Below are 21473 nucleotides of genomic sequence, written 5' to 3'. Positions count from 1 at the left end.
GCCCCCTCCCACTTTGGTTTTGTGCTGTCTGTGAACGACTGCTTAGAACTTGTAGCCAATCCCCACCATGTACACCATCGGGTCGACATCCACATTGACCTTGGCCCGGGTGCCCTGGCCCAACGCGTTGTTATCCACTGTCGCCTTGGTGCTGATGTCGATGTAGCGCGCCTGGGCGTTGATCATCCACTTGTCGTTGATCATGTAGTCGGCGCCGATCTGCGCCGACCAGCCCCAGGAATTTTCCGCCTTGAAATTGCTGAAGCCAGCGTTGGAGGCGCGGCTGCCGACGTGCTCGTCGTAGATCCAGGTGTAGTTGATGCCCGCGCCGACGTAGGGTTGGAACGCTGATTTGTTGTCCAGCGGGTAGTACACGACGCTCAGGGTCGGCGGCAGGTGCTTGAGGGTGCCGAGCTTGCCGTTGGCAGCACCGAGGGCGGTGTTTTTGATTTTTACGTCATGCTCGAATGGCGTGGCCGCGAGCAGTTCGAGGCCGACGTGGTCGGTGAGCATGTAGGCGAAGTTCAGACCCAGCTGGGTATCGCTGCTCATGGTCGCCTTGCCGCCCAGGTTGGCACCGGCCAAGGGGCCTTGATCGACCTTGACGCTGCTGCTGTCGGCCTTCGGATTCACAGTGATCGCACCGGCGCGAATCAGGATGTCGCCCGCTTCGTGAGCCTGGGCGAGCGGGGCGGCGAGTGCCAGCGCGAAGAGCGACGCGCCGAGCAGAGACTTGTTCATGGGAGCTCCAAAAGGACGTTAAAAGGTGTACGTCCAATGGTAAAGATCGTACCGTCCGATCTTTTGACTCAGCTCAATGAAAGGCGCTATGCGTGCATTAAAACGGTGGGAGGGGGCTTGCTCCCACCGTTGTTCGTTGGTGTGCTTGGGGGCGGGACTATTCCTGCAGTTCGTACAGGTAGATCTTCTCGGCATCCATCTGGTAACCGGCATCGGCCAGCTCACTGGACGACGGCTTGACCTGCATCGCGCCCTCGATCCAATAAGGCTGGTACAGCTCATCGAGCTTCACGCCGACTTCGCTTTTCACATGCACGATCTGGTTCGACGGCGGCGGCGGCACGTGGATGCACGCGCCGAAATACGGCACCAGCAAGAACTCGGTGGTGCGGCCTTCTTCGCTGACTTCCAGTGGCACGATATAGCCCGGCAGGCGAACGTGCTTGCCGTCCAGGCTCTGCACCACCGGCGCGTTGGGCAGGTCCTGCTTGGCGGCGGGCGCGGCCTCGACGGACAGGGCATCGGCCATGTTCGACAGGTCGTGCAGCGGTTTCATATTGGGGATTTCCGGCGGCGCGTCCGGCGGGATCATCTCCTGCCAGGACAGATCCCTGGGCTGGTCCTGCGCCCAGACGGGCACGCTGATCAGCAGCAAGCATGCAAACAGGGCACGACGCATCAAAGCCTTCCTCATAAACGTATGGACAGGCCATCGGCCAGGGATTGTCGGTAAGCGCGCCAGGCCGGCACGCTGCCCATCAACAACGCCGCGGCGAGAATACCCGCCAGCAGGGTCCATTCATATTGGCTTGGCCAGGACATCGGCAGGTCCAAACCGTAATTGGCCTGCAGGTACCCGCGAGACGCGGCGATGCACACGTACAGCAAGCCGACGCCGGCGATCACTCCGGACAAGGCCAGGGCGAACGCTTCGAAAATCAGCAGGGTTGCGATATGCCAAGGCCGCGCGCCCACCGAGCGCAAAATCGCCATTTCGCGGCGGCGCTCGTTGAGGCTGGTGAGGATTGCCGTGAGCATGCCGATCAAACCGGTCAGCACCACGAACAGCGAGATCACGAACAACGCCTTTTCGGCGGTGCCCATCATGCTCCACAGCTCTTGCAGTGCGACGCCGGGCAGGATCGCCAACATCGGCTCGCCACGGAACTCATTGATCTCCCGTTGCAGGGCGAAGGTGGAGATCTTGTTGTTCAGGCCCAGCATGAACGCGGTGATCGCCTGCGGGGTGAGGTCCATATTGCGCGCCTGATCGGCACTGATGCGGCCTTTGCCCTGGGCCGGCACGCCGTTGTGCCAGTCGATATGGATCGCTTCCATGCCGCCCAGGCTGATGTGCAGCGTGCGGTCGACCGGCGTGCCGGTGCGCTTGAGAATGCCGACCACGGTGAAGGGTTTGTCGTCGTGCTTGACCAGGCTGACCACCGCCACGCCGTGGGCCAGCACCAGTTTGTCGCCCAGTTTGTAGTGCAGTGCGTCAGCCACTTCGGCGCCCAGCACCACTTCGAACGGGTCAGTGGCGAAGGCGCGGCCGCTGGCCAGTTCCAGGTTCTGCTTGCGGCCGTACTGGTAGTGCTCGAAGTAGGATGAGTTGGTGCCCATCACGCGGTAGCCGCGATGGGAGTCGCCGAGGGAAATCGGGATCGCCCATTTCACCTGCGGGCTGGCGGCGAAGTGCTCAAAGCTGTCCCAGCGGATGTTGTTGGTGGCGTTGCCGATGCGAAACACCGAATACAGCAGCAGGTTCACCGAACCCGAGCGGGCGCCGACAATCAGGTCGGTGCCGCTGATGGTGCTGGCAAAGCTGTTGCGCGCCTCGACCCGCACGCGCTCCACGGCCAGCAGCAGGCACACGGAAAGCGCGATGGCGAAAGCGGTGAGCGTCGCGGTGAAGCGGCGGTTAGCCAGACTGGCCATGGCTAGACGGAACAGATACATCTCAAACCTCTGCGGGCATGGCGGCGCGATTGAGTTCGGCCAGCGACAGGTTGCGGTCGAACAGCGGTGCCAGGCTCTGGTCATGGCTGACGAACAGCAGGCTGGCGCCTGCGTCGCGGCATTCGGCGAACAACAGCTGAAGGAACGCCTCGCGAGCGTCGTAGTCCAGGGCCGAAGTGGGTTCGTCGGCGATCACCAGTTCCGGCTGGCCGATCAGCGCCCGGGCGGCGGCCACCCGTTGCTGCTGACCGATGGACAGCGAGTCGGCGCGGCGTTCCAGCAGGTCTTTATCCTTGAGGCCCAGGTGCGCGAGCAGGGCGGCGGCGGCCTTGTCCACACTGCCGTGGCGCTGCCTTGCCCGCTGCGTGCGCACGTTGGAAAAGTGGCAGGGCAGCTCGACGTTCTCGCGCACCGACAAAAACGGCAGCAGGTTGAACTGCTGGAAGATATAGCCGGTGTGGTCGACGCGAAAGCGGTCGCGGGCGCCGGCCGAGAGTTCGGTCAGTTCCTGGCCGAGCAGGCGAATGCTGCCCTCGCTGGGCTTCTGCACACCGCCGAGGAGCCCGAGCAGGGTGGTCTTGCCACTGCCGCTGGGGCCTTTGAGAAACAGGGTTTCCCCGCGTTCCAGGCGGAACGCGGGGATGTCCAGCAACTGCGGGTGACCGGGCCAGTTGAAGCTCAGGTCAGACAGTTCGATCAAGGCGTGGGTCATGGGCAATCAGAACTTCAGGGTGGTTGCTGTGGCCGTTGCGTCGACCCCTTGTTGGCCGCTCGGGCCGATCAGTTGTACCTGAATTTTTTTGGTGGCGGGGAAGGTCTTGAACACCTGGCTCAGGTCCAGGTTGCTCAGCGCCGTCGGCGTGGCGCAGGTGAACTGGTAGTGCGCGTGGATTTCGCTGTGGTCGTGGTGATGTTCGTGGGCCGCTGCGCCCTTGCCGTCGGTGGCGTGGTCATCAGCATCATCGTCATCGTCGTGATCGGCTTCAGGCTTGTCGCCAAACAACGGGCTGTTCAGTTCCTGGGTGCTCACTGCGCAGCCGGCGGCCTTGGGCAGGTTGAACAGCGCCAGTGGGTTCTCCAGCTGCTTGCGCGCGGCGGCGACCTTGGCCTTGTCGGCGGCGGTGGTGGCCAGGTGTTCGAAACCCACCAGGTTCATCGCCGGGCTTTCCAGCTCAAGCTCCAGGGTCTGGCCATCGAGCACGGCGTTGAGGCGGCCCACGCCATGTTCATGGGCGCCGAGGCTGCTGTGTTCGTGGTCATGATCTTCATGGGCATGGGCCACGGCCAGTGGCAGCAGGGCAAACGGCAAAGCGAGCAGCAGACGGCGCATGGGAAGGCTCCAGAACATGAAAGGTTTGTTATGTGATCTTATAACAATAGTGCCGAGAGTTTGACCGCGCGCTTGGCGTTGCGCAAGCCGCATGGGAGCATGCCCGTCAGAAAAAATGCAGGAGAAAGACGATGTTGCGAATTCGTGGAACCGTCGGCGACCTGCCGGTGGACTTGACCCTGGAGCTGGACGACGGCGACTGGGCACGGCTGGGCGCGCAATTACAGACCGCTCCGGCGCCGAGTACGCCGGCTGCGGTGCCGCCGGTTAAACAGGATGACGACCTGTGGCAGAACGCCCAGGCGCTGTTGCGCAAGGCCGGGCAGTTAAGCGGCCTGGAATTGCTTGATCAACTGGACGGTTTGGCCGGTGATGCGGCGACGGGCAAGCGCCTGCTGGTGCGCCTGCGCCATAGCGCCAGCGTCAAGGTGAGCAGCGGCGGGGATACGCCGCTGTTCCATTGGGTCGGCGATTAATACAGCGCGGCGAACAACTTGCGGCGGTACACGGTCACCAGCGGGTGTTCATTGCCCAGCAACTCGAACACTTGCAGCAGGGTCTTGTGCGGCAGGCCTTCGCTGTAGCTGCGGTTGCGGATGAACAGCTTGAGCAGGCCTTCGAGCGCCGCGTCGTATTGCTGGCGCGCCAGTTGTTGAATGCTCAACTGGTAGGCCGCTTCGTCGTCCTGCGGGTTCTGTGCCAGACGGCTTTTCAGGTCGGCGGCGTCCGGCAGGTCGGCGGCCTGGCGCAGGAAGGTGATCTGTGCCTTGGCGCCGGCAAGGGCGGCTTTGTGATCGTCGCCGCTGACGGCGTCCAGCACGGCCTGGGCTTCGCCCAATTCACCGCGTTCGGCCAGGCAGCGCGCATACAGGATCAGCGCGGCAGCGTTGGTATTGTCTTCACCGAGCAGCGTCACCAGCAGGGCTTCGGCATCGCTGATACGGCCTTCGGCAAACAGCGCCTGGGCCTGCTCCAGCGGGTCCGCCGCCGCCGGTGGCGGCATCTGCACGTGGGGCTCAAGCATCGCGCGCACCGCCGATTCCGGTTGTGCCCCGGCAAACCCGTCCACCGGTTGGCCATCCTTGAACAGCACCACCGTCGGCAGGCTTTGAATGCCGAAACGCGCGACGATGTCCGGCTGCGCCTCGCAATCGACCTTGGCCAGCAACAACTCACCCCGATAACTCTCGGCGATCTGCGCCAGCATCGGCATCAACGCCTTGCACGGCGCACACCACTCGGCCCAGAAATCCACCAGCACGGGTTTTTCGAAAGAATTCTGAATCACCGCCTGTTCGAAGTTGGCGGTGGTGACGTCGAAGATGTATGGGGAGGGTTCACTCATGGGGCGTCTCGAATAAAGCGGGAATGATGGCAACTATAAGGGCTGGCGCCATTGGCTGAAAGCGCAGTGCATGCAAGACGCTATCGCAGGCAAGCCAGCTCCCACAAAAGAATGCGGCCACCTGTGGGAGCGGGCTTGCCCGCGATGGCCTCAAGCGCGCCGCGAATGGTACAGGCTCACCCTGCGAAACTCCCAAGGCTCGGCCAGGTCCGGCAGTGTCAGCGCGTCAAGGATCTCCAGTCGCCGGTAATCGGCATGCTGAAAGTCCCGCACCCGCGAATCCGCCACCAGTGCTTCCCGGCCTCGGGTGAGGAAGTGATCCAGCAGCGGCAGGTTGGCGCGGTCGTACAGCACATCGGCGACGAGGATCAGATCGAACCGATCGGTTTCGGCAAAAAAGTCCGCCGAATAACCCAGTTCCACGCCGTTGAGTTCGGCATTCGCCCGGCAGGCCGCCAGTGCCAGCGGGTCCAGGTCGCAGGCCACCACTTCCAGCGCGCCCGCTTTGGCCGCTGCAATCGCGGCCACACCGGAACCGGCGCCAAAGTCCAGCACGCGCTTGCCCTCGACCCACTGCGGGTTCGCCGCCAGGTAGCGCGCCAAAGCCAGGCCGCTGGCCCAGCAAAAGCTCCAGTACGGCGGCTCATGGAGGATGCGCCGGGTTTCTTCCTGGCTGAATGCGCGGTCCATATTGTCGGCGTCCAGCAGCCACAGCGACAGCGCGGTGCCCGGCAGCGCGCAGGGCAGCAGTTGCGCGTCACCGATCAGTTCGCTCAAGGCGCGTTGCAGGTCCAGCGGTGCAATCATGGCGCCTTGACGAGTTGCAGGGGGCCGGTGGTCTGGGTGATCGCCTGGGTGATGCGCACGGCGGGCAGGTGCAGGATCAACTGGCCGGACTGGCTGGCGCGGCCACGCAATTCAACCCGTGCACCGGCCGGGAAGGCCTCGGGGTTAAAGCGCAGGCGGAAGGCCAGGGGTTTGCCGTTGCCGGTCAACACGCTGCTGGCGAGCAGTTGTTGCGGGCGCGAACGTTCGTCGATCACCAGCAGAGCCATCTCGACTTCGGCGCCGGCCGGCACGTTGGTCAGGTTGCCGCTGATTTCACGCTGATAGGCGGGCAGGGGGCCGACCTCTTCAATGCCCGGCACTTTTTTCTCCTGCGCGGGCGCAGGCACCGGTGCGGCGGGCTTGGGGGCTTCGCTGCTGCAGGCGACCAGAAAACCGAGCAGAGTGAGCAAAACAAGTGGTCGTAACTGCATGTACAGCTCCAGAAAGGACTAAATCCGTGACGTGAAAGGTAACAAACATATGAGCCTGCCTATATACCGTAAAGGCTATGGCTTGTCTTGCCACGGGGATGCGCTACCATGGCCCTCCCATTTTTTGTTGCCTGCCAACCATGCACTGTCCCTTCTGCGGTGCCAACGACACCAAAGTCATTGATTCGCGTCTGGTCGCCGAGGGCGATCAAGTGCGTCGCCGGCGCGAATGCCTGGCGTCTGGCTGCGGTGAACGTTTCACCACCTTTGAAACCGCCGAACTGGTATTGCCCCGTCTGATCAAGTCCGACGGCAGCCGCCAGCCTTTCGACGAAGACAAACTGCGCGCCGGTATGCAGCGCGCCCTGGAAAAACGCCCGGTGAGTGTCGAGCGCCTGGAAGCGGCGCTGGTGCACATCAAGCACAAGCTGCGTGCGACCGGCGAGCGCGAGGTCAAGAGCCTGGTGGTGGGCGAACTGGTGATGGGCGAGCTGCAAAAGCTCGACGAAGTCGCCTATATCCGTTTCGCCTCCGTGTATCGACGCTTCCAGGACCTCAACGAGTTCCGCGAAGAGATCGACCGCCTGGCGCGTGAGCCGTCCAAACAATGAGCAATGAACAGGCTGTGCTCGACGCTCATTACATGGCCCGCGCCCTGGAACTTGCGCGCAAGGGCCTGTACACCACCCATCCCAACCCCCGCGTGGGTTGCGTGATCGTGCGTGACGGGCAGATTGTCGGCGAAGGCTGGCATGAGCGCACCGGCGAACCCCATGCCGAACCCAACGCCCTGCGCGCCGCAGGTAGCAAGGCGCGCGGCGCCACGGTGTACGTCACTCTCGAACCCTGCAGCCACCACGGCCGCACGCCGCCCTGCGCCGATGCGCTGGTGACGGCCGGCGTCGCGCGGGTTGTGGCCGGCATGCAGGACCCCAATCCGGAAGTGGCCGGGCGCGGCATGCAGCGCCTGGCGCAGGCCGGTATCGAAGTGCGCAGCGGTGTGCTGGAAGCGGAAGCGCGGGCGCTTAACCCCGGCTTTCTCAAGCGCATGGAACATGGCCTGCCGTTCGTGCGGGTGAAGCTGGCGATGAGCCTGGACGGGCGCACCGCGATGGCCAGCGGTGAAAGCCAATGGATCACCGGCCCCGCCGCCCGCGCCGCCGTGCAGCGCCTGCGCGCCCAGGCCAGTGTGGTGCTGACCGGCGCCGACACGGTGCTGGCCGACGGTGCGCGCCTGACCGTGCGCGCCGCCGAACTCGGCCTCGATCCCGAAACCACCGCCCTGGCCATGTCGCGCCCGCCGCTGCGTGTGCTGATCGACGGCCGTCTGCGCGTGCCGCTCAATGCGCCGTTCTTCAAGGCCGGCCCGGCGCTGGTGATCACCTGCGTCACCGCGCAAAACCAATTCCCCCGTGGCCCCGAATGCCTGGTGGTGCCGGGCGTGGAGGGGCAGGTCGACCTGCGCTCGGCGCTGGTGGCCCTGGCAGCCCGTGGCGTCAACGAGGTGCTGGTGGAAGCCGGGCCAAGCCTGGCCGGTGCATTTGCCCGGCAGGGCCTGGTGGACGAATACGTGATTTTCGTCGCCGGCAAGTTTCTCGGCTCCGCCGCCCGGCCGTTGCTGGACTGGCCGCTTGAGCAACTGGCCGACGCCCCCCAACTCAAGATCACTGACATGCGCGCTGTGGGCGACGACTGGCGAGTCACTGCCATCCCTGTGCCAGCAGCGAGCGTATAATTCTGACCGGGCTCAGGCGCCCGTCCCCCGTTTTCAGGAGAACGACATGTTCACCGGCATCATCGAATCCATCGGCAGCATCCGCGCAATGACCCCCAAAGGCGGCGATATCCGCTTGCTGGTTGAAACCGGCAAGCTCGACCTGGGCGACGTCAAACTGGGCGACAGCATTGCGGTGAGCGGCGTATGCCTCACCGTCGTTGAACTGCCGGGCAATGGCTTTGCCGCCGATGTGAGCCGCGAAACCCTGGACTGCACCGCGATGAGCGACCTCAAGGCCGGCAGTCCGGTGAACCTGGAAAAAGCCCTCACGCCGACCACGCGTCTGGGTGGCCACCTGGTCAGCGGCCACGTCGACGGCGTCGGCGAAGTGGTCGCGCGCAGCGAAAACGCGCGGGCCGTGGAGTTTCGCATCCGCGCGCCCAAAGAGCTGGCCAAGTACATCGCCCACAAAGGTTCGATCACCGTGGACGGCACCAGCCTGACCGTTAACGCCGTGAATGGCGCCGAGTTCGAGCTGACCATCATTCCCCACACCCTCAGCGAAACCATCATGGCGTCCTACCAGCCGGGCCGCCGGGTGAACCTGGAAGTGGACTTGCTGGCCCGTTACCTGGAGCGCCTGTTGATGGGCGATAAGGCCGCAGAGCCCACCGGCAGTAACATCACCGAAAGTTTTTTGGCCGCCAACGGCTACCTCAAATCCTGACCAAGGGGGTGCCGCGTGGCGCTCAACAGCATCGAAGAACTGGTTGAAGACATCCGCCAAGGCAAGATGGTCATCCTGATGGATGACGAAGACCGCGAGAACGAAGGCGACATCATCATGGCCGCCGAGGCCTGCAAGGCTGAACACATCAACTTCATGGCCAAGCATGCCCGCGGGCTGATCTGCATGCCCATGAGCCGCGAGCGCTGCGAACTGCTCAAGCTGCCGTTGATGGCGCCGCGCAACGGCTCGGGGTTCGGCACCAAGTTCACCGTGTCCATCGAGGCCTCCACCGGCGTTACCACCGGGATCTCCGCTGCCGACCGCGCGCGCACCGTGCAAGCGGCCGCCGCACGCGATGCCAGGGCCGAAGACATCGTCAGCCCCGGCCATATCTTCCCGCTGATGGCCCAGCCGGGCGGCACCCTGGCACGCGCTGGCCACACCGAAGCGGCCTGCGACCTGGCGCGCATGGCCGGGTTCGAGCCCAGCGGTGTGATCTGCGAAGTGATGAACGACGACGGCACCATGGCCCGTCGCAGTGAACTCGAGACCTTTGCGGCAGAGCACAACCTCAAGATCGGCACCATCGCCGACCTGATCCACTACCGCATGATCCACGAACGTACCGTTCAGCGGATTGCCGAGCAGCCGCTGGACAGCGAACTGGGCCAGTTCAATCTGGTGACCTACCGTGACTCGGTGGAAGGCGACGTGCACATGGCCCTCACCCTGGGCAGCATCAGCGCCGACGAACCGACCCTGGTGCGGGTGCACAACATGGACCCGCTGCGCGACCTGCTGATGGTCAAGCAACCGGGTCGCTGGAGCCTGCGCGCCGCCATGGCTGCGGTGTCCGAGGCCGGTAGCGGTGTCGTGCTGTTGCTCGGCAACCCGGTGGATGGCGATGTTCTGCTCGCGCATATCCGCGAAACCGCCGAACACTCGAAGATCAAGACGCCGACCACCTACAGCATCGTCGGTGCCGGTTCGCAGATTCTGCGCGACCTGGGCGTGCGCAAAATGCGCCTGATGAGCGCACCGATGAAATTTAATGCGATATCCGGATTCGACCTGGAAGTTGTAGAATACGTGCCCTCCGAATAAAGCCTGGCGATTTTTGCCCCTTGTTCGCGGTTAACACATCACTGAGGGACGCATTTTTCGCGTCCCTGCTCTTTAAGAGATTTGTCGAATGACCCTGAAGACCATCGAAGGTACCTTCATCGCCCCCAAAGGCCGCTACGCCCTGGTGGTTGGCCGCTTCAACAGCTTCGTGGTTGAAAGCCTGGTAAGCGGTGCCGTGGACGCCCTGGTTCGCCACGGTGTGAGCGAAAGCGATATCACCCTGATCCGTGCCCCTGGCGCCTTCGAAATTCCACTGGTTGCGCAAAAAGTTGCTCAGCAAGGTGAATACGCGGCGATCATCGCCCTGGGCGCTGTGATTCGTGGCGGCACCCCGCACTTCGAATACGTTGCCGGTGAATGCACCAAGGGCCTGGCCCAGGTGTCCATGGAGTTCGGCGTGCCAGTCGCGTTCGGCGTGCTGACCGTGGATTCCATCGAGCAGGCCATCGAACGTTCCGGCACCAAAGCCGGTAACAAGGGCGCAGAAGCTGCCTTGTCCGCCCTGGAAATGGTCAGCCTGCTGTCGCAGTTGGAGGCCAAGTGATTTCCGACGACGGCGACAACTTCAACCCACGCGACCCGCGCCCTGCGGACGCCGGCAAGCCTTCGAAAAACGAAAAGCGTCGCGCTGCGCGTCAACTGGCCACCCAGGCGCTGTACCAGCGTCAGATGGCGGGCACCTCGTTGACCGAGATCGAAGCGCAGTTTCGCGTCGACAACGACTTCACCTTCGCTGACCTGCCGTACTTCCACGACATCCTGCACGGTGTGCACGCCAACCTGAGCGAGATCGACGCGGCCCTGGCTCCGTGCCTGGACCTGACCATCGAAGAACTCGACCCGGTTGAACTGTGCGTCATGCGCCTGTCCGCCTGGGAACTGCTCAAGCGCGTCGACGTGCCGTACCGCGTGGTGATCAACGAAGGGATCGAGCTGGCGAAAGTCTACGGTTCCACCGACGGCCACAAGTTCGTCAACGGCGTGCTCGACAAGCTGGCCCCGCGCCTGCGTGAAGCCGAAGTCAAGGCGTACAAGCGCTGATGTGCGCTTGAGTCCGGCATGGGCGAGTTCGAGCTGATCCGCAATTACTTCGCCACCGCGCCGTGTGCGCAGGGCGGCGAAGGCATTGCCCTGGGGATCGGCGACGACTGCGCCTTGCTGGCGCTGCCTGCCGGTGAGCAACTGGCGGTTTCCACCGATACCCTGGTGGCCGGCGTGCATTTTGCCGACCCCTGTGACCCGTTCCTGCTCGGCCAGCGCTCGTTGGCCGTGGCGGTGAGCGACCTGGCCGCCATGGGCGCCAGCCCCCTTGCATTCACCCTTGCCCTGACCACCCCGACCGTTGATGCCGATTGGTTGCAACGCTATGCCCAGGGTTTGAACGCCATGGCGCAACACTGCGGCGTTGGGTTGGTCGGCGGCGACACCACGCGCGGCCCGCTGAGCCTGACCCTGACCGTGTTTGGCCGGGTGCCGGCCGGTCAGGCATTAACCCGCAGCGGAGCGCAGCCGGATGATCTGCTCTGCGTGGGCGGCGAGCTGGGCAATGCCGCCGGCGCTTTGCCGTTGGTGCTGGGCCAGCGCACGGCGGATGCCGCCATTGCCGATCCGCTGCTGGCCCATTACTGGTCGCCGCAACCGCAGCTGGCCCTGGGTGTGGCGCTGCGCGGCAAGGCGACCTCGGCGATGGATATCTCCGACGGGCTGTTGGCCGACTGCGGGCATATCGCCAGGGCGTCGGCGGTCAGCCTGTTGATCGAGCGTCAGGCGCTGCCGTTGTCTGCAGCCTTGCTGGCGTTTGTCGGCGATGACGAGGCCCGTGTGGCCGCGTTGAGTGGTGGTGATGACTACGTGCTGGCGTTTACGTTACCGGCGGCCGAGCTGACGCCGTTGCTGGCCGCCGGCTGGCCGATCCATGTGATCGGTCGGGTCGCGGCGGGGCAGGGCGTGACGCTGCTGGATGCCGATGGGCACGACGTTACCCCGCGGGTTCGTGGCTATCAGCATTTTCATGAAGCGCCGTAGTCCGGCGACCTGCGCTACCCTTTAATCCATTAATACCTATGGAAGACCGTCACCATGGATGTGCGCCGCTGGCTGCTGATCCTCCTTTGCGTCGTGGCGCCCCTGGTGCACGCGCACGAATCGCCGGTGCCGGGAAAAATCACGCTGGCCAGTGAGGAGTGGGACAATTACACCAACCGCGACGGTAGCGGCCTGGGTTGGGACGTATTGCGCCAGGTGTTCGAGCCCGCCGGCATCGCCCTGCAAACCCGCAGTGTGCCGTACACCCGTTCGGTCGGCCTGACCCGGCGTGGAGAAGTGGACGGCTGGGTCGGTTCCTACCATGACGAAACCGAAGGCGTGTTGTACCCGGATTTGCCCTTCGACGCCGATCACGTCTACGCCCTGGGACTTTCCACTACACCGGCGCCGACCCCGGCGACGGTGGGCAATTACCGTCTGGCCTGGGTGCGTGGCTATAAATACGAGGATTACCTGCCCAACGTACACCGCTTCAACCAGATTCAGCGGCGCGACGGGATCCTGCCGATGCTGGAGCACGGTCGCGCCGACTTCTATATCGATTCGCTCACCGAAGCCCGATACGTTCTCAGCCAGGCCGACGATCCCGAAAAATTCAGGCTCACCCCCATCATCGAACTGCCGCTCTACGTGGGCTTTGCCGACAACGAGCGCGGGCGAGCATTGATGGCGGTACATAACCAGCGCATGGCCGCGCTGGTTAAAAGCGGCGAGCTGAAGCCGATCTTTCAGCGCTGGAAGCTGCCGTATCCGTTCTGACGTGCATAGAACCGTGGCGAAGGCCAATCGAACCGATTGATCTTGATCAGCGCGTATTCAACTTAAGCGTCTGCCGGAACCTGCTGTACAATGCCCGCCTCTGTGAAATCTGAAATCAGGAGCACACGGTGCCCGTCGTTTTCGTCGCCGCTTCCAAGCTGCCTACCCCTTTTGCCACGTTCACCATGAACGGCTTTCTCGAAGAAGCCACCGGGCGCGAGCACGTTGTGCTGAGCCTGGGCGATATCGCTGATGGCGAGCCGGTGCTGGGCCGTGTGCACTCCGAGTGCCTCACCGGCGACGCCTTGTTCAGCCAGCGCTGCGACTGCGGTTCGCAACTGGAAGCGGCGTTGCAGGCTATCGCCCGCGAAGGCCGTGGCGTGTTGCTGTACCTGCGCCAGGAAGGCCGGGGCATCGGCCTGATGAACAAGATCCGCGCCTATGAGTTGCAGGACGGCGGCGCCGACACCGTTGAAGCCAACGAACGCCTGGGTTTTGCCGCCGATCAGCGCGATTATGGGATCTGCCTGCCGATGCTGGAGCACCTGGGGGTGAAATCCCTGCGCCTGATGACCAACAACCCGCGCAAGGTCAAGGCCCTGACCGAGATGGGCATTACCGTCGCCGAGCGTGTGCCGCTGCACACCGGGCACAACCCGCACAACAAGCTTTACCTGGCGACCAAGGCCAGCAAGCTTGACCACATGATGGGCAACGAGCACCAGGGCGAGGTCGACCGCGCGTGACTCGCGGCCAGGTGAAACGGCGACTGTCCATCAACTGGTGGCAGTACCTGGCCCTGGCCTTGCTGCCGTTGTTCGTGATCAACCTGGTGTTCGGCCGCGCCCAATCCCTGCTGCCCATGCTGCCCATGCCGTTGTTCATTGCCGGCGTGGCCTCGATGTTTCTCAGCCTGCGCTATTTTCATGGCTATAAACAGGCGCTGATCGTCACCTCCAAAGCCCTCGACACCGCCGAAGAACCCGCCGCCTGGATTACCCTCGCGGCCCGTCGACGCACGGCCTTGCTGGTGGCGGCGCTGCCTGCCTGGATCGGCGCGCTGGCGGTGTTCGTCGGTCTGGAGGCGTTGCCGTTGTTCCTGCTGGCGCTGTCGACGACGGTGTTGTTTTATCTCTACCGCATTCCGCGTCAGTTGGGATGAAACGCTACTGGCTGGCGCTGCTGTTGGCATTCAGTGCCCAGGCATTGGCCGCCGAGCGCGTCGTCAGCCTGGCGCCGTCACTCTCTGAAATCATGCTGGAACTGGGCGCCGCCGATGTATTGGTGGGCGTGCTCGATGGCGGCGAGCGCCCGGCGGCGCTGGCGAACGTGCCCTCGGTCGGGCGTTACGGGCAGTTGGACATGGAGCGCCTGCTGAGCCTGCAACCCGACCTGATCCTGCTGTGGCCCGGCAGCGTCGGCCCGGGCCAGCGTGAGCAGCTGCAACGCCTGAAAATCCCCGTGTACGTCGCTGAACCCCACAGCCTTGAGCAACTGGCCAGCCAAGTGCAGACCATTGCCGAGCAGGTGGGCCGTGCCGACGCAGGTCGCCAGCTCGCCACCCGGCTGCGCCAGCGCCTGCTTGAATTGCGCCAGCGCTACCAGCGCGCCGAACCGCTGCGGGTGTTTTATCAGGTATGGAATCAGCCGCTGTATACCGTGGGCGGTGGGCAGATCATCAGTGATGCCCTGGCGGTGTGCGGGGCGCGCAACGTGTTCGACGACCTTACGCTGCCGGCACCGCAGGTCAGCGTCGAGTCGGTACTGCAGCGCAACCCTGAGGTGATCGTGGCGGGGGATCAGCTTCAACTGGAAGCCTGGAAGGTCTGGCCGCAGATCGCCGCGGTAGCGCAAGGGCGCTTGCTGCAGGTGCCCGATAAAGGCCTGGAGCGGCCCAGCGGCCAGATGGTCGACGCGGTGGCCAAACTCTGCGAGTTGATTGCGCCGCAACGTGAGTAGGCACGCACGGTAAACGTTTTCCTACCTGTTATTGAGACTTGTCGGTCGGGTGATTTCGGCGATGTGACGCTACGCTGCTGCGCGCGATGCGTACCGCATAGCGATCGTTCAATAACAGGAGGTGACCATGCGACGTTTGATCATTGGTAGTTGCGCCGCCATATTGCTGACCGGGTGCAGCACGTTGGAAGGTATCTCTACGATCATGAATTTCAACGACCACGCTATTCCCACCAGAATCTACGCAGGTGGCGCCACGAAGCAGGACATGCTTGCGATCCAGCAGCCCCTGCGTGTTATCGCGGCGCGCAACGGTGTTTTGGAGTGCCTTGACTACCAGCTGGAAAACAAAGGCAAAAAACAGGACTTTTACGTCGGCATTACCGACGCGGGCCGTGTTGGCGCGTACGGGTTCATAGGCTGTGAACGGGCAATCAAGGAAGGTTATCTGGATGCCGGCAAGGCGTCTGTCCGCTAGAGGTTGCCGGGTCGCTACAACCGAGGTGTCCAGGTCAGGCCCAGCATCCAGGTGCGGCCTTCTTCGCGGTAGTTCTGGTTATTGGAAAAGTCCGCTGCGTTGTAGCTGTAGCGGGCGCGGGCGTATTGGCGGTCGAGCAGGTTGTCGACGTTGAGCGAAACGCTGACTTCGCGCGTGACCGCCCACCTGCTGCGCAACCCGAGCAGCGCGTAACCGCCCAGGCGGTCCTGATTGTCTTGAGCGTTGTAGCTGTTGCTGATTGCCTGCCAGCTTGCGCCCACGCCCAACGCGTCAAATTGCCGGTCCAGATCCAGGCTTAACGTGCGGCGCGCGCGACGGGCCAGGGTGTGGCCGGTATCGCGATCACGCGGGTCGATGAATGAAACGCCCACATTGCCCTGCCAACCGAACAGCTCCTGCTTGAGCGCCGCTTCAAAGCCATTGATGCGCGCCGAGGCGACGTTCTGCGGTTTGCTGGTGCTGTCCAGAATGATCGCGTCGCTCAAGTTCGTGCGGTACAGCGACGCTTCCAGGCGGGCGTGGTCAGACAGTTGGCTGCGCCATTGCAGCTCGTAGCTCTTTGAGGTTTCGGGCCGCAGGTTGGGGTTGCTGTACTGCGTATCCGGGTAATAGAGGTCGTTGAAGGTCGGCGCGCGAAAGCCTTCGCTGTAGCTCAAGAGCACGTCGTTGTCGGGGTTGATCGGTACGCTCAGGGTGCCGCTCCAGCTGTTCTGGCTGCCGAACTGCTGGTTCTGATCGCGGCGCAGGCCCAGCTCGGTGGAGAACCACTCGCCGTGAAAGCGATGCTGCACAAAGGCAGCGCGGTTCCAGCGGCTGTTTTCGCTGAAGGTGGTGGAGCCGTGGAAGCGGTCCTCGTACCAGTCGCCGCCGAGGATCAGGCTGTTGCGGTCATTGAGCGTCAGGTCATTCTGCCAGTTGAGCGAGTCGCGGTAGGTGTTGAATACGCTGAAATCATCGCTGAGGGTGTCGCGCTTGGTGTCACGGTTTTCGCTGTGGCCCAGTTCCAGGCGCGATTGCCAGCCCTCGCTGAGCCTCGCATCCACGTAGCCGCTGGCGCTGCTCACGGTGTAGTCGGTGTAGGGCTTTTGTCCGACGCTTTGCCCGGTGGCAAGGTCGTAGCGGCCGAAGCTGTTGTCGTATTCCGACTTGCCACGGTTATCCAACAGATTGAAACCCGCTTCCCAGTCATCGCTGAACGAATGGCTGAGGTTCAGGCTGACGGACTGGTTGCGGTAGGCGTCGCGGTCGCCGTCGCTGGCAAACGACTCATGGCTCGAGTTGATGCCAGCCGTTTCATCCAGGCTCGCGCCGAGGTTGAAGCGCGTGTGTTCGTCGCCACCAGACAGACCGACGCTGCGCTCCCAGCTCTGGTTGCTGCCAAAACCCAGCTTCAGGCGCGGTTGCAGGCCCTGCTCGGCGTTACGCCGAGTGAACACCTGGATCACCCCGCCAATCGCATCACTGCCGTAGATCACCGAGCGTGAGCCGCGCAGCACTTCCACCCGCTCAATCTGGTCGACATTCAGGTATTGCAGGCCGCTGTCGCCGGACGTGGCATTGGCAATGCGCTGACCGTCCACCAGCACCAGGCTTTGTGCGGATGTCGTGCCACGGATGTAGACCCCCGGCAAACTGCCACGCCCTCCGGTGCGCGCGATTTGCACGCCTGGGACGCGGCTGAGCAGGTCGGTGAGGCTGGTGGGTTGCAGGCGGACGATGTCGTCGCGGGTGAACACCGTGTTGGCGGCGCTGCTGTCATTGCGGGCCTGGACCTGGCGGTTGGCGCTGATCACCACGTCGGGGAGATTGAGGGCATCGTCACGGCTGGCGGCGAGCAGGTCCGAGGCGGGCAGAAGCAGGAGGGCAAGATGAAGAGGCTTCATGGCTGTCCATAGCATTGAAAGTTAACCCAAAACCAATGTGGGAGGGGGTTTGCTCCCGATTGCGGTGGGTCAGTCAACTCGAATGTCGCTGACCCACTGCTATCGGGAGCAAGCCCCCTCCCACCTATTGGTTCCTGTTTCTACAGGCCCAGCAACGCCATGCGCTGGCGCACCGAGGCTTCGATACCGGCCTCGTCCAGCCCGCATTCGGCGAGCATCTGTGCAGGTTTGGCATGTTCGACATACACGTCCGGCAAGCCCAGGTGCAGCACCGACTTGAGGATATTCTCCCGCGCCAGGCACTCACTGACCGCCGCACCGGCGCCGCCCATGATGGCGTTCTCTTCGAGCGTGACCAGCAGCTCATGGCTGCCGGCGATCTCGCGCACCAGCGCTTCATCCAGGGGTTTGACGAAACGCATGTCGACCACCGTTGCGTCGATCTTCTCGGCGACTTTGAGCGCCTCGGCCAATTGCACGCCGAACACCAGGAAGGCGACCTTGCTGCCCTGGCGACGCACGATGCCCTTGCCGATCTCGATGGGTTCGAGGTCTTTTTCGATCACTGCGTTCGGGCCGGTACCGCGCGGGTAGCGCACGGCGGCGGGGCCGTTGTACAGGTGGCCGGTGCTGAGCATCTTGCGCAGTTCGTTCTCGTCGCTTGGCGTCATCACCAGCATGCCGGGGATGCAGCGCAGGTACGACAGGTCGAAACTGCCGGCGTGGGTCGGGCCGTCTTCGCCCACCAGGCCCGCACGGTCGATGGCAAACAGTACGTCGAGGTTCTGCACCGCCACGTCGTGAACCAGCTGGTCATAACCGCGCTGCAGGAATGTGGAGTAGATCGCCACCACTGGCTTGGCACCTTCACAGGCCATGCCGGCGGCGAAGGTCACCGCGTGTTGCTCGGCAATCGCCACGTCGAAGTAACGCAGCGGGAAACGCTCGCTGAACGCCACCAGGTCGGAGCCTTCCTTCATCGCCGGGGTAACCCCCACCAACCGTGGGTCGGCGGCGGCCATGTCGCACAGCCATTCGCCGAACACTCCGGAATATTTGGGACCGCTGGCTTTTTTCGGCGCGGCGGCGGGGGCGTCCAGGGGGTCGAGTTTGGTGATCGCGTGGTAGCCGATCGGGTCGACCTCCGCCGGCGCGAAGCCTTTGCCCTTCTTGGTGACGATATGCAGGAACTGCGGGCCCTTGAGGTCGCGCATGTTGCGCAGCGTGGCAATCAGGGTGGGCAGGTCATGGCCGTCGATGGGGCCGATGTAGTTCCAGCCCAACTCTTCGAACAGTGTGCCGGGCACCAGCATGCCCTTGGCGTATTCTTCGGTGCGCCGGGCAATTTCCCACGCGCCGGGCAGACGCGAGAGCACCTTCTTGCTGCCTTCACGCATGCTGGCGTACGTGCGGCTGGAGAGGATTTTTGCCAGGTAATTGGACAGGCCGCCGACATTGCGCGAGATCGACATGTCGTTGTCGTTGAGGATCACCAGCATGTTGGCGTCCACTTCCGGCGCATGGTTGAGCGCTTCGAACGCCATGCCGGCGGTCAGCGCGCCGTCACCGATCACCGCAATCGCCTTGCGATCGCTGCCTTGCAGACGGGCGGCAATCGCCATGCCCAGCGCGGCGCTGATGGAGGTGCTGGAGTGGCCGACGCCAAAGGTGTCGTACTCACTCTCGGCGCGGCGCGGGAAGGCGGCGATGCCGTCCTTCTGGCGCAGGCTGTTCATGCGCTCGCGACGGCCGGTAAGGATTTTATGCGGGTACGCCTGATGGCCCACGTCCCACACCAGCCGGTCATCCGGGGTGTCGAAGACGTAGTGCAGCGCGATAGTCAGCTCGATGACGCCCAGGCCGGCACCGAAATGCCCACCGGTCTGGCCGACCGTGTAGAGCAATTCCAGGCGCAGTTCATCGGCCAGGGTTTCCAGCTCGGCTTCAGCCAGTCGACGCAGGCCGTCCGGCGTGGCAGCACGGTCGAGCAGCGGCGTGGACGGGCGTATGCGGGGAATCTCTTGAAACGTCGTGGGCATCAGGCGAATCGTTATAGGTATAGAAGAGGCGGCAGTTTACCTCAAGCATCGCAAACTGCCCACGCGGAGCGCCGAAGTTGAGCGATAGGCGGCGCAAATGGCCGCCGTTGATCAGTGGCGACGTTCGACGATATACCGCGCCAGCTCGCGCAGTGGCGCGGCTGCCGCGTCGAACGGTCGCAGGGCATCCAGGGCCTGATCGCGCAGTTCCAGGGCGTACGCCTTGGCCGCATCGAGCCCGAGCAGTGCAGGATAAGTCGGTTTGTCCCGTGCGATATCGGCGCCCTGGCGTTTGCCGAGGGTGGCGGTATCACTTTCCACGTCGAGAATGTCGTCCTGCACCTGAAAGGCCAGGCCGATGGCCCGCGAGTAGGTCTGCAGCGCCGCCAATTTTGCGGGCTCGGCGCGACCGCTGGCCAGGGCACCCAGGTGCACCGCAGCCTCGATCAGCGCGCCGGTCTTGTGGCGATGCATGTGTTCCAGGGCAGCCTGGTCCAGCTTGAGACTGACCGAACCCATGTCGATGGCCTGCCCGCCGACCATCCCGGCCGGGCCTGCTGCCAGGGCCAGGGCGTTGACCATGCGCAGGCGTGTTTCGGCATCGACGCGGCTCAGCGCCGGGTCCAGCAATGCGCTGAACGCCATGCTCTGCAAGCCATCACCGGCGAGGATCGCATACGCTTCATCAAAGGCTTTGTGGGTGGTCGGCTGGCCGCGCCGCAGATCGTCATCGTCCATGGCCGGTAAATCGTCATGCACCAGGGAGTAGGCGTGAATCAGCTCCACCGCACAGGCCGCGCCGTTGGCCTGCTCGGCCGGCGCGCCCAATGCCTCGCACGCGGCATAGGCCAGCAACGGGCGCACACGCTTGCCGCCATTCATCACGCTGTAGCGCATGGCGTCATAAAGGCGGTTGAGTTCAGGGCCCGGCGCAACAAACAAGGGCGCAAGCGCCGCATTGACCCGGGCTTGGCTACTGGCCTGGTACGCATCGATCATTCGGGCTGTTCCGCATCGAAAGGTTCTTCGGCCAGCTCCCCGTCACGTTCCAGCAGCACCTGCACCTTCTGCTCCGCCTGCGCCAACGCGCTCTGGCAGTCACGGGTCAGGCCGATGCCTTGCTCAAACGCCGTCAACGAGTCTTCCAGCGACAACTCGCCGTTCTCCAGACGCTCGACCAGGGTTTGCAGGTCGGCGAGGGATTGTTCGAAATCGAGTGCAACTTTTTTGCGGGCCATGGCGGCTATTCCGGTAGACGGTAAACCGGCGCGACACTAGCAGACATGGGGATTGTGGGCAAATGAGCGGGGCATCACTCGTCTGCTGTATTGACCTGATAACGCGTGAGGTGGCGGCTTACCTGACCGTCTGTCGCCGTGCCAGTGACGAGCGCACCGAGCCGACATTCGACTGCTCACCCTCAATCGCCGAGCATGCTCAACGGCTTGCCTCGGGCTTGTCCACACTCGCGCAGCAACGCCGCGGGGCGACCGGGTTGCCAGCGGAAGTGCGGCCAGATTCAGTGCGGATGAGCCATGGTGGAATGCCTGGGGTGCGTGAGCCGAATAAAAAAGTTATTCGGCTCATTTGGTGAGCTGATTGTGCTTCGGATTCGGCTCGGGATCTAATTTGAGGGAGGATTCTGGGTGCTCCTTCTAGTTGTTAGAGATTACGCAATATGCCTCGTCAAAAACCGCATCACCCACAATAATTATCTCATCGTCGGCGACTTTTATGATTTTCCTGAGCCGTCGTGAGGTTGCCAAGTCCGGGAGGTTGTCCGCGAACTTAATGCTTTTGTACAGTTTGTTCCAGGCAATTGCTTCCTGAAAAGCTATGTTTTCATTAATTTTTCTAACAAAGGAATCGTGGTCATTTGTGGGTAGAGTATCAAAGTTGATTTTCTGGGAGCTCAGCTCCGTAACTAGCTCGTCATCGAAATAGTTCATTTTTTTTTGCGAGCGTTCCAAGCGGGTCATAACGGTAGTTAGCGGTTTGCCCATTAGGACTATCAATCAGTGTTTCATAGCGTTGGGTGGTCGCTCAAATTTGGATTTTTGGTCTGGAGAGTTTGTTGAGTTTTAG

At 63.1% G+C, this 21473-nt stretch carries 25 protein-coding genes and 1 pseudogene; 13 read left to right on the top strand and 13 right to left on the bottom strand.

The window, feature by feature from the left end; all coding sequences use genetic code 11:
• Positions 1-42: 42 nt before the first annotated feature.
• The 5 genes from RHM60_RS13170 to RHM60_RS13150 form a co-directional block, all read right to left on the bottom strand.
• Entirely contained in the window at positions 43-741 is a 699-nt protein-coding gene (locus RHM60_RS13170; RefSeq protein ID WP_209985360.1) for an OmpW/AlkL family protein, read from the bottom strand.
• Between the two features lie 157 nt (positions 742-898).
• Positions 899-1420, bottom strand: coding sequence for a DUF3299 domain-containing protein (locus RHM60_RS13165; protein ID WP_322212034.1), 522 nt, complete (start codon positions 1418-1420; stop codon positions 899-901).
• 11 nt (positions 1421-1431) lie between these two features.
• Positions 1432-2697: an ABC transporter permease gene (locus RHM60_RS13160; protein WP_231423541.1), complete on the bottom strand. Its 1266-nt coding sequence runs from the start codon at positions 2695-2697 to the stop codon at positions 1432-1434.
• Position 2698: 1 nt separating this feature from the next.
• Positions 2699-3409 carry an ABC transporter ATP-binding protein gene (locus RHM60_RS13155; RefSeq protein WP_322212033.1) on the bottom strand — a complete coding sequence of 237 codons (711 nt, stop codon included), beginning with the start codon at positions 3407-3409 and terminating at the stop codon, positions 2699-2701.
• Between the two features lie 6 nt (positions 3410-3415).
• Positions 3416-4027: a DUF2796 domain-containing protein gene (locus RHM60_RS13150; protein ID WP_209985347.1), complete on the bottom strand. Its 612-nt coding sequence runs from the start codon at positions 4025-4027 to the stop codon at positions 3416-3418.
• Positions 4028-4158: 131 nt separating this feature from the next.
• Between RHM60_RS13150 and RHM60_RS13145 the strand changes: the two genes are divergently transcribed.
• Positions 4159-4503, top strand: a complete 345-nt coding sequence (locus RHM60_RS13145) for a hypothetical protein (RefSeq protein WP_322212032.1) — start codon at positions 4159-4161, stop codon at positions 4501-4503.
• On the opposite strand, the gene trxA is transcribed toward RHM60_RS13145, so the two are convergent.
• From trxA to RHM60_RS13130, 3 genes are all read right to left on the bottom strand, one after another.
• Positions 4500-5372 carry a thioredoxin gene (gene trxA, locus RHM60_RS13140; protein WP_209985342.1) on the bottom strand — a complete coding sequence of 291 codons (873 nt, stop codon included), beginning with the start codon at positions 5370-5372 and terminating at the stop codon, positions 4500-4502. The genes RHM60_RS13145 and trxA overlap by 4 nt on opposite strands.
• Before the next feature lie 150 nt (positions 5373-5522).
• Positions 5523-6179: a class I SAM-dependent methyltransferase gene (locus RHM60_RS13135; RefSeq protein WP_322212031.1), complete on the bottom strand. Its 657-nt coding sequence runs from the start codon at positions 6177-6179 to the stop codon at positions 5523-5525.
• Positions 6176-6631, bottom strand: a complete 456-nt coding sequence (locus RHM60_RS13130) for a YbaY family lipoprotein (RefSeq protein WP_003232489.1) — start codon at positions 6629-6631, stop codon at positions 6176-6178. The genes RHM60_RS13135 and RHM60_RS13130 overlap by 4 nt, the downstream gene beginning before the upstream one ends.
• A gap of 140 nt (positions 6632-6771) precedes the next feature.
• Here RHM60_RS13130 and nrdR point away from each other — a divergent pair, with 140 nt between their 5' ends.
• The 12 genes from nrdR to RHM60_RS13070 all read left to right on the top strand — a co-directional run bounded on the left by nrdR (position 6772) and on the right by RHM60_RS13070 (position 15445).
• Positions 6772-7242 carry a transcriptional regulator NrdR gene (gene nrdR / locus RHM60_RS13125; RefSeq protein WP_003232491.1) on the top strand — a complete coding sequence of 157 codons (471 nt, stop codon included), beginning with the start codon at positions 6772-6774 and terminating at the stop codon, positions 7240-7242.
• On the top strand, positions 7239-8366 hold the full coding sequence (ribD, locus tag RHM60_RS13120) for a bifunctional diaminohydroxyphosphoribosylaminopyrimidine deaminase/5-amino-6-(5-phosphoribosylamino)uracil reductase RibD (RefSeq protein WP_209985335.1): 1128 nt from the start codon (positions 7239-7241) through the stop codon (positions 8364-8366). Before nrdR ends, ribD begins: the two co-directional genes overlap by 4 nt.
• A gap of 46 nt (positions 8367-8412) precedes the next feature.
• Positions 8413-9075, top strand: a complete 663-nt coding sequence (locus RHM60_RS13115; RefSeq protein WP_209985332.1) for a riboflavin synthase — start codon at positions 8413-8415, stop codon at positions 9073-9075.
• A 15-nt stretch (positions 9076-9090) separates the two neighbouring features.
• The gene (ribBA, locus tag RHM60_RS13110; RefSeq protein ID WP_209985329.1) at positions 9091-10182 is read left to right on the top strand and encodes a bifunctional 3,4-dihydroxy-2-butanone-4-phosphate synthase/GTP cyclohydrolase II; all 1092 of its coding nucleotides are present in this window, start codon (positions 9091-9093) and stop codon (positions 10180-10182) included.
• Positions 10183-10270: 88 nt separating this feature from the next.
• Entirely contained in the window at positions 10271-10747 is a 477-nt protein-coding gene (ribE, locus tag RHM60_RS13105) for a 6,7-dimethyl-8-ribityllumazine synthase (RefSeq protein ID WP_003194576.1), read from the top strand.
• A complete protein-coding gene (gene nusB, locus RHM60_RS13100) occupies positions 10744-11244 on the top strand; it encodes a transcription antitermination factor NusB (protein WP_003232499.1) in 501 nt (166 codons plus the stop codon). The genes ribE and nusB overlap by 4 nt, the downstream gene beginning before the upstream one ends.
• Positions 11245-11262: 18 nt before the next feature.
• A complete protein-coding gene (gene thiL / locus RHM60_RS13095; protein WP_322212030.1) occupies positions 11263-12228 on the top strand; it encodes a thiamine-phosphate kinase in 966 nt (321 codons plus the stop codon).
• A gap of 54 nt (positions 12229-12282) precedes the next feature.
• On the top strand, positions 12283-13008 hold the full coding sequence (locus RHM60_RS13090; protein WP_322212029.1) for a transporter substrate-binding domain-containing protein: 726 nt from the start codon (positions 12283-12285) through the stop codon (positions 13006-13008).
• 128 nt (positions 13009-13136) lie between these two features.
• Positions 13137-13754, top strand: coding sequence for a GTP cyclohydrolase II (ribA, locus tag RHM60_RS13085; RefSeq protein WP_003232505.1), 618 nt, complete (start codon positions 13137-13139; stop codon positions 13752-13754).
• A complete protein-coding gene (locus RHM60_RS13080) occupies positions 13751-14170 on the top strand; it encodes an MFS transporter (protein ID WP_322212028.1) in 420 nt (139 codons plus the stop codon). Before ribA ends, RHM60_RS13080 begins: the two co-directional genes overlap by 4 nt.
• Entirely contained in the window at positions 14167-14967 is an 801-nt protein-coding gene (locus RHM60_RS13075) for a cobalamin-binding protein (RefSeq protein ID WP_209985316.1), read from the top strand. The genes RHM60_RS13080 and RHM60_RS13075 overlap by 4 nt, the downstream gene beginning before the upstream one ends.
• Before the next feature lie 127 nt (positions 14968-15094).
• Positions 15095-15445 carry a hypothetical protein gene (locus tag RHM60_RS13070; RefSeq protein ID WP_322212027.1) on the top strand — a complete coding sequence of 117 codons (351 nt, stop codon included), beginning with the start codon at positions 15095-15097 and terminating at the stop codon, positions 15443-15445.
• 14 nt (positions 15446-15459) lie between these two features.
• Here the strand turns inward: RHM60_RS13070 and RHM60_RS13065 are convergent, their stop codons facing one another.
• From RHM60_RS13065 to RHM60_RS13045, 5 genes and pseudogenes are all read right to left on the bottom strand, one after another.
• Positions 15460-17349, bottom strand: coding sequence for a TonB-dependent receptor domain-containing protein (locus tag RHM60_RS13065; protein WP_322212026.1), 1890 nt, complete (start codon positions 17347-17349; stop codon positions 15460-15462).
• Between the two features lie 140 nt (positions 17350-17489).
• Positions 17490-19388, bottom strand: a complete 1899-nt coding sequence (gene dxs / locus RHM60_RS13060; protein WP_231423535.1) for a 1-deoxy-D-xylulose-5-phosphate synthase — start codon at positions 19386-19388, stop codon at positions 17490-17492.
• A gap of 111 nt (positions 19389-19499) precedes the next feature.
• Positions 19500-20387: a farnesyl diphosphate synthase gene (locus RHM60_RS13055; RefSeq protein ID WP_322212025.1), complete on the bottom strand. Its 888-nt coding sequence runs from the start codon at positions 20385-20387 to the stop codon at positions 19500-19502.
• Complete coding sequence (locus RHM60_RS13050) at positions 20384-20626, bottom strand: exodeoxyribonuclease VII small subunit (RefSeq protein ID WP_003176346.1); 243 nt, start codon at positions 20624-20626, stop codon at positions 20384-20386. Before RHM60_RS13050 ends, RHM60_RS13055 begins: the two co-directional genes overlap by 4 nt.
• Before the next feature lie 133 nt (positions 20627-20759).
• Positions 20760-20907: pseudogene (locus RHM60_RS13045) on the bottom strand (DUF4172 domain-containing protein); the annotation flags it as partial.
• Positions 20908-21473: the final 566 nt, after the last annotated feature.

The organism is Pseudomonas sp. MH9.3, from assembly GCF_034354675.1.
In the GTDB taxonomy this organism is placed as follows: domain Bacteria; phylum Pseudomonadota; class Gammaproteobacteria; order Pseudomonadales; family Pseudomonadaceae; genus Aquipseudomonas.
The sequence above is the reverse complement of the archived record's forward strand: the minus strand, read 5'-3'. Positions and strand labels throughout refer to the sequence as shown.